This is a genomic window from Streptomyces sp. WMMB 714, from assembly GCF_900090125.1.
Lineage (GTDB): Bacteria > Actinomycetota > Actinomycetes > Streptomycetales > Streptomycetaceae > Streptomyces > Streptomyces daqingensis.
Genome location: NZ_FMHJ01000001.1, coordinates 588,313 through 601,375, shown reverse-complemented (window position 1 = coordinate 601,375; position 13,063 = coordinate 588,313). Strand labels below are relative to the sequence as shown.

Here is a 13,063-nt window from a genome sequence, read left to right as displayed (position 1 = left end):
GACCGTGGGCACCATCGATTTTTTCCTCTGGTTGAGGACGGACAGCGCGACCTACGCTGCTGCGCACTCCCGGGTACCGGGGTCCCCACTCGTGTAGGAGCACCGATGGCAGCCACGCCTGCGGATGACCGGACCACGCAAAAAGGGCTACGACGCAGTGTCATCGCCGGGTCGATCGGCGTACTCGTCCACTGGTTCGACTGGGCCGTCTACGCCTATATGGCCACGACGATGGCGGACATCTTCTTCCCCGACCAGGACGGCACGGCCAGTCTCCTTTCCGTATTCGCCGTTTTCGCCGTCGCGTTCTTCGTGCGTCCTCTCGGGTCGGTCGTCTTCGGGCACCTCGGTGACCGCTTCGGCCGCAAGAAGACCCTTTCGATGGTCATCATCTCGATGGCTGCCGGGACCCTGCTGCTCGGTCTCATTCCGAGCTACGACACGATCGGTGTGGCGGCGCCGGTGCTCCTCGTCGTCGCCCGGATCATCCAGGGCCTCGCCGCCGGCGGCGAGTTCGGGTCGGCCGCCGCCTTCCTCGCGGAGTACTCGCCGGCGAAGCGCCGCGGCCTGGGGACCTCCTCCATCGAGGTCGGCTCCGTCCTCGGCTTCCTGCTGGCGTCCTTCGTGGTGTGGGCGCTGCACACGACGATGAGCGAGGAGACGATCCTCGCCAACGGCTGGCGCCTGCCCTTCCTGCTGACGGTGCCTCTCGCCCTCGTCGGCCTGTACATCCGCCTCAAGGTCGAGGACACCCCGGAGTACCGCGCGCTGGAGGAGCTCGACACCGTCCCGGCGTCGCCCGTCACCGAGGTCTTCAAGAGCAACCGCAGGCAGTTCCTGCAGACCATCGGCGTCGAGACCTTCATGAACTGCACGTTCTACGTGGTGCTCGTCTACCTCCTCACGTACCAGGAGGAGATAGTGGGGCTGCACCCGGATCAGGCGGCCCTGCTGTCGACGGTCGCTTCCCTGGTCGCCATCGCCCTCATCCCCCTCTCGGGCCTGGCCTCCGACCGGGTCGGGCGCAAGCCGGTCCTGCTGACCGCCGCCGGACTGCTCATCGCGGGCGCCGTGCCCCTGTTCGCCCTCATGCGGCAGGGCTCCGGGACGGCCGCCTTCGCGGCCACCGCCGGGCTCGCGGCCATCCTGGCGGTCATCCTCGGCACGCACTCCGCGACCGTCGCCGAGCTCTTCCCGACCCGCACCCGCCAGAGCGGGCTGTCCATGGCGTACGCCATCGCCGGCGCCTTCTTCGCCGGCACGCTGCCGTACCTCAACACGTGGCTCATCTCGGTCACGGACGACCCGATGGTCCCGGCCTACACCCTCGTCGCCGTCGGCGCCGTGGGGCTGCTGACGGTGCTGACGATCCCGGAGACCAAGGGCACCGACCTCCTCCACGAGGCGGACAAACCAGCAGGTGAACGAGTTTCCGCGCCCGTAGACTGAGCGGGCGGCGAAGGCATGGACGGTGTGCCTTCCGCGGCCCGTGACGGACGGGAGTGCCGATGCTCAACGTGACCCTGCGGCAGCTCGACTACCTGGTCGCGGTCGCCGAACACGGAACGGTCACCGCCGCGGCGCAGGCCCTGCACCTCTCCCAGTCGACGGTGTCGACGGCGATCGCCGACCTAGAGCACATCCTCAGGATCAGCCTGTTCGTGCGGCACGCCCGCGGGCTCTCGCTCACCCGCGACGGCGAGATGGTCCTCGCCGAGGCGAGGCACCTGCTGCGGGACGCCGCGAACCTCGAACGGCGTGCGGCCGGGCTCAGCGGCGAGCTGGCGGGGGAGCTGCACATCGGGTGCTACTCGACGATCGCGCCGCTGCTGCTGCCCGCCGTCGTCACCGAGTTCATGCACCGCTACCCGGCCGTCGACGTGAACTTCTCCGAGGGGTCGCAGAACGCGCTGCTGGAGGAGATGGACCAAGGGAAGAGCGACGTGGCCGTCATGTACGCGTACCGCTTCCGGGACCGCCTGACGGACCTGGGCCACACGGCCACCAAGCTCACCGCCGTGCCGCCGCACGTCCTGCTGCATCCGGAGCACCCTCTCGCGCAGTCCGACGCCGTCTCCCTGCGCGATCTGGCCGGGGAGCCCTACATTCTCTTCGACCTCGAACCGGGAGGGCAGTACTTCCTCTCCCTCTTCGACGCGGAGGGCGTCAGACCCGACATCCGCTTCCGCACGCCCAATTCGGAACTCGTGCGCTGCCTCGTCGCCCGGGGTGCGGGATATTCGCTGCTGAGTCAACGGCCGCGGACGACCGTCAGCTATGAGGGACTTCCGTATGTGACAAGAGAACTCACGGCGGGGCATGAAGGGCTCGACGTCGTCGCCGTCACGCCGGGCGACCGCATGCGCAGCCAGCGGGTCGTGACGTTCATCGAGATGGCGGTGGAGCTCCTCGGACCCGAGGTATTGAATTAACCGAACGGACCTACGGAAATCCGTTCTGGCTGGCGGCACTTCCTCTCCGTACGGTGATGAACGAAATCCCCGGGCAACGCCGCCGTGACGGATTGGCCGCGTGCCGCGCCGCCGCATGCGGAACCCGTCGCATTCCGGAACGGGGGCGCCTGCGCCGAAGCCGGACCGGGCCGGGGCGCCCGCCGATCCGTTCCGCCCGGGCGCCGTTCGCCGGAATGCGAAGCCACGCGGACGAATCCCGTTCGCGGGCACAGCAGACGAAGTCAGTGGAGGTACGGATGTCGAGCACAGCGACGGAGGTTCTCGTCGTCGGTGGCGGCCAGGCCGGGATCGCGATGAGTGAGCACCTCGGCGCCCACGGCGTCCCGCACATCGTCCTGGAGCGTGAACGCGTCGCGGAGCGGTGGCGTACGGCGCGGTGGGACTCCCTCGTGGCGAACGGCCCGGCGTGGCACGACCGTTTCCCGAACCTGGAGTTCCGGTGCGATCCCGACGACTTCCCCACGAAGGACGAGGTGGCCGCCTACCTGGCCGAGTACGCGGAGAGGATCGGCGCTCCGATCCGCAGCGGGGTCGAGGTCACCGCCGTCACCAAGAACATCGGCGAGCCCGGATTCCGCGCGACGACGTCGGAGGGCACCGTCGAAGCGCGCTACGTGGTGGCCGCGACGGGGCCCTTCCAGAAGCCGGTGATCCCGCCCGTCGTGCCGGGCTCGGCGGGTGTCCACCAGATCCACTCCCACGACTACCACCACCCGGGCCAACTCCCGGACGGCGGCGTCCTCGTGGTCGGATCGGGGTCCTCCGGGGTGCAGATAGCCGACGAGCTGCGGCGGGCGGGCCGGGAGGTCCACCTCGCCGTCAGTCCGCACGACAGGCCGCCGCGCCGCTACCGCGGCCGCGACTTCGTCTGGTGGCTCGGCGTCCTCAACAAGTGGGAGGCCGCGACCCCGCCCCAGGGCGCCCAGCACGTGACGATCGCGGTCAGCGGCGCACGCGGCGGTCACACCGTCGACTTCCGCGACCTCGCCGAAGAGGGCATCACGCTGGTCGGCAGCGCCGAGTCGTGGGAGGACGGGAAGATCCGCTTCGCCCCGGACCTCGAGCACAACATCGCCCAGGGCGACCTGAACCACCTGTCGCTGCTGCGGGAAGCCGACGCCTACGTCGAGCGCAACGGGCTCGGCCTGCCCGCCGAGCCGGAAGCCCACCGCCTCCGTCCCGCCCCGGAATGCGTGACGAACCCGCTGCGCGAACTCGACCTCGCGGAGGCGGACGTCACCTCGATCGTCTGGGCCACCGGCTACACGCAGGACTTCGGCTGGCTGAAGGTCGACGCGTTCGACGAGCAGGGGCGGCCCCAACACCGGCGGGGCATCTCCTCCGAGCCCGGTGTCTTCTTCCTCGGCCTGCCCTGGCAGTCACGACGGGGGTCGAGCTTCATCTGGGGCGTCTGGCACGACGCGAAGTTCCTCGCCGACCACATCATGATCCGCCGCTCCTACCGCGCCTACGGCTCGGTGGAGGAGCCCGCGTCCCTGTGAGCGGGGAAGCGGTTCCGCGTACCGTCCGGCAGCCCCGCGAGACTGGAGAACTCCCGTGAAGCACACCAGAATCCGCACCTTCAACACCAAGGACACCTACCCCGAGCAGAACCTCGACAACGACCTGTGCCAGGCCGTCGTCGCGGGCGGCGTCGTGTATCTGCGGGGCCAGATCGGGCAGGACCTCGAAACCGGGGAGAGCGTCGGCATCGGCGACGTCGAGGCCCAGGCGGAGAAGGCGATGTCGAACATCGCCACGCTGCTGGAGGAGGCGGGCGGCGAACTCGAGGACGTCGTCAAGGTCGTCGTCTACCTCACCGACATCCGCTACCGCGAGACCGTCTACCGCGTGATGGGGCGCTGGCTCAAGGGCGTGTTCCCCGTCTCGACCGGCATCGTGGTCGAGGCGCTCGCCCGCCCGGAATGGCTCGTGGAGATCGACGCGACAGCTGTCCCCGGGGGGCGCGCATGACCTTCTCGATCCTGGCCAGGGACGGCTCCGGCGCCTTCGGCATGGCCGTGACCTCCTCCTCCCCGTGTGTGGCGGCGCGATGCCTCCATCTGCGGTGCGGCGTGGGGGCGGTGGCCTCCCAGAACATCACCGACCCCCGCTTCGGTGACTGGCTCCTCGACAGGCTCGCCCAGGGTGACCCGGCCGGCGAAGCCCTGGCGAGGCTCCGCGAGCACGACGGCACGATGGACTACCGCCAGGTGGCCGTCGTCGCGGCGCAGGGCGCCCCGGCCGTGCACAGCGGCGGGCGGACCCTGGGCGTCCACTACGCGCGGACGTCGGACCACGCGGCGGCCGCCGGCAACCTGCTCGACAACACAGGAGTCGTCGACGCGGTCCTGGAGGGATTCGAGTCCGCCGGCGGGGAGTTCGAGCGGAAGCTGCTCGCAGCGCTGGACGCGGGTCTCGCGGCGGGCGGCGAAGCCGGCGGTCTCCACTCGGCCGGCCTGGCGGTCGTACGCGACGCCGGCTGGCGCGAGACGGACCTCCGCGTCGACTGGAGCGGGACGCCCCTCGCGGATCTGGGCGCCCTGCTGGACGTGTGGCTGCCGCAGCGGCAGGACTACGTGACGCGGGGCATCGACCCCAGCACGGCCCCGGCGTACGGGGTGCCCGGCGATGAGTGACGTCAAGAGGCACATCCAGGACGGCGTCGAAGCCGTCCACGACGAACTGACCGCACTGTCGGAGGACCTGCACCGCCACCCGGAGACGGCGTGGAAGGAGGTCGAGTCCGCCGGGAAGGTGGCCGAGGTCCTCGGCCGCAACGGCTTCGAGGTCACACGGAACTTCGTCGGTCTGCCCACTGCCTTCCACGCCCGCTTCGGAACGGGGAGGCGGCGCATCGGCTTCATGGCCGAGTACGACGCCCTGCCGGGCATCGGGCACGCCTGCGGCCACAACCTGATCTCGGCGATGTCGGCGGGCGCGGCCGTCGCCCTGGCCCGGCGAGCAGGCGAACTGGACCTCACCGTCGAAGTGTTCGGCACCCCTGCCGAGGAGGGCGGCGGCGGAAAGATCGAGATGCTCGACCGCGGCGCGTTCGAGGGGCTCGACTTCGCGATGATGGCCCACCCGGCCCCTGTGGACGTCGCCCGCGCCGTCCCCTTCGCGGTGTCGCACTCGGCCGTCCGCTACACGGGCAAGGCGGCGCACGCGGCGGCGTACCCCACCCATGGCCGGAACGCCGCGGACGCGTTCACGATCGCGCAGGTCGCCATCGGGCTGCTGCGCCAGCAACTGCCCCCGAGCGTCCGCGTGCACGGCATCGTCACCTCGGGCGGGGAGGCCCCGAACGCCATCCCGCAGACGACTCTGGGCCGTTGGTACGTAAGGGCGAAGGACATGGCCGAACTCGCCGAGACCGAGGAGAAGGTGCGTCGCTGCTTCGAGGCCGGTGCCCTCGCCACCGGGTGCGAGCTGGAGATCGAGCCGGAGTCCCAGCCGTACTCCGACTTCCGCACCCATGAGGCCGCGTTGGAGCTGTACGAGCGGAACGCCGAGCGGCTGGGGCGCCGACTCGTCACCGAGGGGGCCGAGACGGAGATGAGCCGCGCGTCGACCGACATGGGCAACGTCTCGCACGTCGTCCCCGCCATCCACCCCTACGTGGGGCTCGGCTGCTTCCCGGTCCTCAACCACCAGAAGGAGTTCGCCGACCACTGCGTCGGCGAGGCCGCCGAACGCGCCATCGCCGACGGCGCGACGGCGCTCGCCTGGACGGCGGCCGACCTGGCACAGCGGTGGATGCGCTGACCCCGACGGACCGGTGAGGACGGGGGACAGGGCCTGGGGCCGCCTGCGGGTCTGGAGGCTCGACTGCCGTGCCGCGCCGTCACGTTGGCGGCCGCTGTCCGGTCCCGGTGCGGTGAGCGTGGAGGAAGGTCCGCACCCCTCGACGACTGCCTGGAGCAGCGTCCGCTTGTCGCCGAAGTAGTCGCGGCGGCGCCCTCCGCGCAGGGACGCCCGGCCGCCCGTGGCCGGTGACCCCGGTGCGCAGACCGCGCAGACCGACAGCCCCGCCGGACCACACGGACCGGCTGAGCACCTGGGCCGCCGGTGCTCCTCCCACACACGGCGCGCTGCCCTGTCCGGCCGCCGGGAAGCCCCTCGGCACCCGGCTCCTCCCGACGCCGGTCGCCGCGTCCGCCGACCGACCGCCCCTCGACCTGGGTGGCGGTCCGGGCCGGCTGCGGAACCGGCCAAGTCGAAGTACGCGATAACGGGACTTTCCCACGCATGACGGGGCAACTGCTATGTCACGTTTCGGACTGCCCTGCAACCATTCCAAGTTCCCACATGTCGCAAGTCGGTACATGGGTCAACCAAACTGAAGTCGTGGGAGTTTCCTTGTCTTTCAGCACCAACAGCTCCAACCGGTCACCGTCCCGGTCCCAGCCACCGCAACCCGGCGGTCCTCTCGCGACGACCCGTCCGATCACCCTCGACAGCCCGGCGAAAGGCCGCCCATGAAGCGAACGATCACCTTGATCATCGCGTTGGTCGTCACCATGCTGCCGGTGACGACGGCGCACGCCGCCGTCAAGAAGGCCAGGCCGCCGCTCAGTTGCGAGTCGCGGACGTTCACCTCGAGCCCGGGGCCGCGCTTCAACGATCCGGAGGACCCCGGCGCCCAGATGAAGATCATGGGTCCGATCATCGAGTCCATCGACAGCGCCGGCTGCGGGCAGACGATCCGCGTCGCCATGTACTCGATCAGCAACGCACAGCCGGGCCCGGACTTCGCCAACGCCCTGATAGCCGCACATCAGCGCGGCGTCATCGTCAAAGCGCTGATGGACGTTCACAGCGACAACGCGATCTGGCAGTCGCTGGTCGACGAGCTGGGCAACGATCCGCGGGCCTCCAGCTTCGCCGCGATGTGCCCGGGCGGCTGCCTGACCCACTTCCGCGGCTCGTCCCTGCACGCGAAGTACTACATGCTCAGCGGCGGGAGCGACGCGAACAGGACCGTGACGGTCAGCAGCGCCAACCCCACCTCCGCGCAGGCCAGCACGGCGTGGAACAGCAGCGCCACCGTCAAGGGCAACGTCGCCCTGTACAACTCCTACGTCCGGCACTTCGCCGCCATGGCCAAGGGAGCCCTGAACGGCCCGGGCCCGCTGTCGCCCGACTACTACAACTCCAGCAGCGGCAAGGCCGCCAGGAAGCTGTCGCCGCCCTCCTACCAGTGGCCCAAGTTGCGTGCCAAGAGCGACACCTGGGTCGACTTCCTCGGCAACATCAAAGCGCCCGCCGCCGTCAACATCGCCATGTTCCAGTGGACTTCGCACGGAAAGCCGGGCGACCGCAACTACCTGGAGCTGCCGAAGAAGCTGGTGAGCCTGGCCCGTACCGGCGTGAAGATCCACATCCTGATCACCGCCGGCCAGGTCGACGACAGCGTGCAGGACCACCTGAAGAACCGGTCGAACATCTACGTCCACGACACCACACGCGGCACCGACGCGAACGGCTACGCCCGGCACTACACGCACGACAAGTACATGATGGTCAGCGGCACTTACGCGGGAACGCCCAACTCCAGGCTCGTGTTCGTGGGTTCCGCGAACTGGACGAGCAACGGCGTCTGGCACAACGACGAGTCGGACCTGAAGCTCGTCGGCAGGACCGACTACGACACGTTCATGACGGACTGGCAGAACCAGTACGAGCGCTGCTGCGGGACAGCGGGACGGCAGATGAAGGCCGAGGAGCGCGCTGAGAACGCGGCGCGGGAGATCCCCGTCGATCCGCGGCAGGCCCGGGAGTAGGCACCGCAGGCGCCCTCGGGGCCGAGTCGCGGCAGGACCGCCGTCTCGGCGCCGGGGGTCTCGAGCGGGTTCGGCCTGGCGGCGTTGCGGCACGTGACTCCCGGGAGCGCCCCGGGCCGGTCGAGTCGGGACGCCGTCCGCTCTCCGGGCGTGACCGGCTGTTCCGGTCCGACGGGCCGGTCACCGCGCGGACGTTCCGTCAGCACGGTCCGCGAAATACCGGGCCAGGATCTCCGGACTGTCAGGGGTGAAAGTCCGGTCCTGAAGAATCCGCGGCAGGTCGGACTCGTCCAGCCAGCCGTGCCAGGCGACCTCGTTCGAGTTCGGAGTGACGGCCCGCGGAACGACGGCATCGCACACCCCGAGCCAGTGAGGGCTCAGCCCGCCCCGGTTGAGGAACTTGAACCGGAAGCGAACCGCCGCCGACACCCCCAACTCCTCCTCCAGCTCACGGGCGGCCGCCTGCTCATAAGACTCCCCGACCGCCGCGGCTCCACCCACTCCGACCTCGAAGTGCCCCGGGAACCGGGGCACTTGCTCAGCGCGCCGATGGACGAGGATCCGGCCCCGCCGGTCGTGGCACACGACGACAGCGATCCGGTGCAGCCAGCCCTCACGGACGGCGTCCCTCCGACTCACCGGCCCCAGCACACGGTCCTGCGCGTCGACACGTTGCACGACTTCATCCACGACGCACACGATCGCAGAGCCCACCGACAGCCCGGGTTGCCGCGCGCCGGCAGGGACGGTGGCCGCCGCAGCCCTCATTCGGGCCGGATCAGCCGGGTCTCGTAGGCGAAGACCACGGCCTGCACGCGGTCGCGCAGCTCCAGCTTCGTGAGGACGCGGTTCAGATGGGTCTTGACGGTCGCCTCGGCGAGACTGAGCCGTCCGGCGATCTCGGCGTTCGACAGGCCGCGCGCCACCTCGACGAGCACCTCGCGCTCGCGTGCCGTCAGCCTCTCCAGCCGGCCGTCCTCCAAAGTGCCGCTCCCGTCCGGGAGTTGCTGGGCGAAGTTCTCCAGCAGGCGGCGGGTGATCCGCGGGGAGACCACCGCGTCGCCCGCGGCGACGCTGCGGATCGCCGAGAGCAGCTCCTCCGGCAGCGCGTTCTTCAGGAGGAATCCCGACGCCCCGGATCTGAGCCCCGCGAAAGCGTGTTCGTCGACGTCGAAGGTCGTGAGGATGAGCACGCGGGTCTGCGGGCAGTCACGCAAGATCTCGGCTGTCGCCTCGATCCCGTCGGTGCCGGGCATGCGCACGTCCATCAGCACGACGTCAGGCCGCAACTGCCGTGCCAGGCGTGCCGCTTCGGCGCCGTCACCGGCCTCGCCGACGGGTGCCATGTCCCGCTGCGCCTCCAGCACCATGGTGAAGGCCATGCGCAGCAGCGGCTCGTCGTCGGCGAGCAGGATGCGGATCGTCACGCGGCACCGTCTTCCGCCGTGCCGAGTTCGAGTCGGGCCGCCACCTGCCAGCCACGGCCGTGCGGGGAAGGGCCCGCCTCCAGCGTCGCCCCGTACACCGCCGCGCGCTCCCGCATGCCCGCGATGCCGTGTCCTGGCGGTGCGCCGCGAGCCCCATCGGTGCGGTCGGTGGATGCGCCGTCGTCGATGATCTCGACGGCTACCGCCTCGGTGGAGCACCGCACCCGGACTTCGGCGCGAGTGCCTGCGGGCGTGTGCTTGAGGGTGTTGGTCAGCGACTCCTGCACCAGGCGGTAGACGGTCAGTTGCGCGGCGGCCGGGACGGGCGACGGATCACCCGTCTGACGGAGGCGCGTCGGCAGTCCGGCCGCCCGCACCTGATCGACGAGGGGCTCCAACTGGTCGATGCCGGGCACCGGATGGCGCAGCGCGTCCGGTTCGTCGGCGCGCAGGACTCCGAGGAACCGGCGCATGTCCGTGAGCGCCTGCCGTCCCGTTCCGGAGATCTGCCGCACGGCGGCGGTCGTCGTGCCGGGGGAGCGGAACTGGGCGAAGACGGCGCCGTCGGCGAGCGCGACCATCACGGAGAGGTTGTGGCTGACGATGTCGTGCATCTCGCGGGCGATGCGGGCCCGTTCACCGGCGACCGCGAGCCGGTCCCGCTGATCGCGTTCACGCTCCAGACGGACGGCCCGGTCCTCCACGGACGCGAGGTGGGAACGCCTGGTCCGGACGTTCGTGCCGATGACAGCGGCGGCGACGGCCATGGCGCTGAGGCTGACGAAGTTTCCGGCGGCCCCTCCCTCGGGCGCCCAGCTCAGGGAGTCCAGAACGATGCCCGCTTCCAGGACGGCGCCGGCCAGCACGGTGCGGCGCGGGCCGGAGTACGCGGCCACCGTGTACAGCGCGACCAGCAGCGCCGCATCGGCCGAGAGCCGGACGCCGGCGAGCCACTGGACGAACGCCGTGGCGGCCACCGCCCCGAACACGGCCAGCGGCGCCCGCCGCCGCCACACCAGGGGAACGAGCAGCCCCGCCTGGAGGGCCAGGGACGAGGGGCGGCCGCTGGTGCCGTCGCTGACGAGGAGGACCACCGGGACGGAGACCACGGCGACCAGAAGTGCGTCCGCAGCCGTCGGGGACAGCCGGCCGCGCGCCGCCCGCAGCAGCCGCGGGTACCCGGCCGGCAGGCCCCGCGACCGGGCGGGCGGTGCCGCGGCCGTCATCACGCGTCCCGCTGCTTCAGCGTCAGGGCGGCAGCGCCGAGCGCCACGGCCGCGTACAGGCACAGGACCGCGAAGCCGGTCCAGGGCGCCGGCGCGGAGGGCCCCGGGTCGAGGACGGCGACGGAGCGTCCCGCGGTGTTCGGCAGGTACTTGCCGATGGTGTCGGCCCAGTTGGCCGGGAGGATCTTGACGATCTCCGGCACGACCAGCAGCACGCCGAAGATGATCGTCGTGCCGCCCGCAGTGTTGCGCACGAGCGCGCCGACGCCGACGCTCAGCAACCCCAGGACCGTCAGATACAGAGCGTTGCCGAGGACGACACGGGTCACACCGGCCTCGCCGAGCGATGTCGCGATGCCCGTGGGCTCCAGCAGGTTCTGGCTGATCAGGAAGGCCGTCACGGACGAGGCGGCCATCAGGGAGAAGACCACCGCTCCGTATACGGCGGCCTTGGCCCACAGCACCGGGAGGCGGCGCGGCACCGCGGAGAGCGTGGCACGGATCATGCCGGTCGAGTACTCGCCCGTGATCACGAGAACTCCCAGTACGCAGACCGCGAGTTGGGCCAGGTAGTAGCCGACCAGGCTCAGCGCGACCGGTTCGTGGGCCGCCCGCTCGGCCGCGGTCAGGTCCGGCCAGCGGTCGGCGGTGATCTCCGAGAAGAGGGGCCCCAGTCCGGTCATCGCGATCGCCGCCGCCACCAGCGTGAAGAACGTCGAGCGCACGGTGCGGAGTTTGACCCATTCCGAGACGAGGACCCGGACCTGGGTGACGTGCCCGTGTGCGGCGCGTGGACGCGAAACGTCAGCGGTGCCCGCACTCATGCCGCACGTCCTTCGGAGCCGGTCCGGCCTGCCGCGCCGGACGCCGCCGGCCGGGCAGTCGTGTACTCGACGGCATCGCGGGTGAGTTCCATGAACGCTTCCTCCAACGAAGCCTGCCGCGGGGCCAGTTCGCACAGCGCGATCCCGTTGTCTGCCGCGATCCGGCCGATCTGCCCGCCGTCCAGGCCGGTCACCTCCAGGGCACCGCGGACGTGCGAGGTCACGGTCACCCCCGGGCCCGACAGCAGCGTGCGCAGCCGGTCCGTCTCGGCGGTGCGCACGTGCACCGAGCTGTGGGCGGCGGCCCGTGTGAACTCCTCGACGGAGGTGTCCGCGATCAGCCGCCCGCGCCCGATCACGATGAGGTGCTCGGCGGTCAGCGCCATCTCGCTCATCAGATGCGAGGAGACCAGCACGGTACGGCCCTCGGCGGCCAGCTTCTTCAGGAGGTTGCGGATCCAGAGGATGCCTTCGGGATCGAGGCCGTTCACCGGCTCGTCCAGGACGAGGGTGGCCGGGTCCCCGAGCAGGGCGCTCGCGATGCCGAGCCGCTGGCCCATGCCCAGCGAGAAGCCGCCGGCCCGTCTGCGCGCCACGTCCCGCAGACCGACGATGCCGATCACTTCCTCCACCCGGCTGCGGGGTATGCCCGTCGTGGCCGCCAGGGAGAGCAGGTGGTGGTACGCGGAACGGCCGGTGTGCACCGAGCGTGCCTCCAGCGTCGCGCCCACCTCGTGCAGCGGTGCGCGGTGCGCGGCGTACCGCTTTCCGTTGACGGTGACGTGGCCGGAGGTCGGGGCGTCCAGACCGAGGATCATCCGCATCGTCGTGGACTTCCCGGCGCCGTTCGGCCCGAGGAATCCGGTGACGGCACCGGGCCGCACCGTGAAGCTGAGATCGGCGACGGCGGTCTTGTCTCCGTAACGTTTGGTCAGCACGTGAGCTTCGATCATCGGGCGTCCTCATCGGGGGGAGGGGCTGGATGACTTCCACGCTAGGTTTCGCTCCCGGCCGGCGCGTGAGCCTCCAGGCCGGACTCTTCACGCGCCGGCTGCATCCACAGGTGGAGCCCGCTACACCTCGAGGCGCATGCACGGACGCGGCCCGCCCGCCGCCGGCTGCCCGCCGGTCCTCGTCTGCCGACGCAGCCCCGCCGGTTGAGCTGCGGCCATTCCTCGCCGGCTCATGCCCCGGACGGCGCCGGGGGCCGTTCGCCGGACGCCGAGAGGGCTCCTCGGCGAAAGTGTCCGGCGAAAGCGTGAACTCGATCCGTGCCTCGTGCGGAGTGGGAGTGACCGGGCTCGGTATTCGCCCGGCGAGGCGAGA

Annotated in this window: 12 protein-coding genes; 7 read left to right on the top strand and 5 right to left on the bottom strand. The window is 70.7% G+C overall.

What is annotated here, in order from left to right:
* Positions 1-105 precede the first annotated feature (105 nt).
* The 7 genes from H181DRAFT_RS02540 (at position 106) to H181DRAFT_RS02510 (ending at position 8,260) form a co-directional block, all read left to right on the top strand.
* A complete protein-coding gene (locus H181DRAFT_RS02540) occupies positions 106-1,449 on the top strand; it encodes an MFS transporter (RefSeq protein WP_045862451.1) in 1,344 nt (447 codons plus the stop codon).
* A 59-nt stretch (positions 1,450-1,508) separates the two neighbouring features.
* Positions 1,509-2,432 (top strand): LysR family transcriptional regulator, encoded by a 924-nt coding sequence (locus H181DRAFT_RS02535; RefSeq protein WP_045862450.1) that lies wholly within the window; start codon positions 1,509-1,511, stop codon positions 2,430-2,432.
* A 278-nt stretch (positions 2,433-2,710) separates the two neighbouring features.
* On the top strand, positions 2,711-3,976 hold the full coding sequence (locus tag H181DRAFT_RS02530; RefSeq protein ID WP_045862449.1) for a flavin-containing monooxygenase: 1,266 nt from the start codon (positions 2,711-2,713) through the stop codon (positions 3,974-3,976).
* 55 nt (positions 3,977-4,031) lie between these two features.
* On the top strand, positions 4,032-4,448 hold the full coding sequence (locus H181DRAFT_RS02525) for a RidA family protein (RefSeq protein WP_045862448.1): 417 nt from the start codon (positions 4,032-4,034) through the stop codon (positions 4,446-4,448).
* The gene (locus H181DRAFT_RS02520; protein ID WP_045862447.1) at positions 4,445-5,113 is read left to right on the top strand and encodes a DUF1028 domain-containing protein; all 669 of its coding nucleotides are present in this window, start codon (positions 4,445-4,447) and stop codon (positions 5,111-5,113) included. The genes H181DRAFT_RS02525 and H181DRAFT_RS02520 overlap by 4 nt, the downstream gene beginning before the upstream one ends.
* Positions 5,106-6,242, top strand: a complete 1,137-nt coding sequence (locus H181DRAFT_RS02515; RefSeq protein WP_045862446.1) for a M20 family metallopeptidase — start codon at positions 5,106-5,108, stop codon at positions 6,240-6,242. The genes H181DRAFT_RS02520 and H181DRAFT_RS02515 overlap by 8 nt, the downstream gene beginning before the upstream one ends.
* Before the next feature lie 713 nt (positions 6,243-6,955).
* Positions 6,956-8,260, top strand: coding sequence for a phospholipase D-like domain-containing protein (locus H181DRAFT_RS02510; protein ID WP_045862445.1), 1,305 nt, complete (start codon positions 6,956-6,958; stop codon positions 8,258-8,260).
* A gap of 180 nt (positions 8,261-8,440) precedes the next feature.
* Here H181DRAFT_RS02510 and H181DRAFT_RS02505 read toward each other — a convergent pair whose 3' ends face one another.
* From H181DRAFT_RS02505 to H181DRAFT_RS02485, 5 genes are read right to left on the bottom strand one after another with little or no spacing between them, the layout of a single operon-like run.
* A complete protein-coding gene (locus H181DRAFT_RS02505; protein ID WP_045862444.1) occupies positions 8,441-9,028 on the bottom strand; it encodes an NUDIX domain-containing protein in 588 nt (195 codons plus the stop codon).
* Positions 9,025-9,687, bottom strand: a complete 663-nt coding sequence (locus H181DRAFT_RS02500) for a response regulator (RefSeq protein WP_045862443.1) — start codon at positions 9,685-9,687, stop codon at positions 9,025-9,027. Before H181DRAFT_RS02500 ends, H181DRAFT_RS02505 begins: the two co-directional genes overlap by 4 nt.
* Positions 9,684-10,913, bottom strand: coding sequence for a sensor histidine kinase (locus H181DRAFT_RS02495; protein WP_078895427.1), 1,230 nt, complete (start codon positions 10,911-10,913; stop codon positions 9,684-9,686). The genes H181DRAFT_RS02500 and H181DRAFT_RS02495 overlap by 4 nt, the downstream gene beginning before the upstream one ends.
* Positions 10,913-11,737: an ABC transporter permease gene (locus H181DRAFT_RS02490; RefSeq protein WP_045862442.1), complete on the bottom strand. Its 825-nt coding sequence runs from the start codon at positions 11,735-11,737 to the stop codon at positions 10,913-10,915. The genes H181DRAFT_RS02495 and H181DRAFT_RS02490 overlap by 1 nt, the downstream gene beginning before the upstream one ends.
* Positions 11,734-12,690 (bottom strand): ATP-binding cassette domain-containing protein, encoded by a 957-nt coding sequence (locus H181DRAFT_RS02485; RefSeq protein ID WP_045862441.1) that lies wholly within the window; start codon positions 12,688-12,690, stop codon positions 11,734-11,736. The genes H181DRAFT_RS02490 and H181DRAFT_RS02485 overlap by 4 nt, the downstream gene beginning before the upstream one ends.
* Positions 12,691-13,063: the final 373 nt, after the last annotated feature.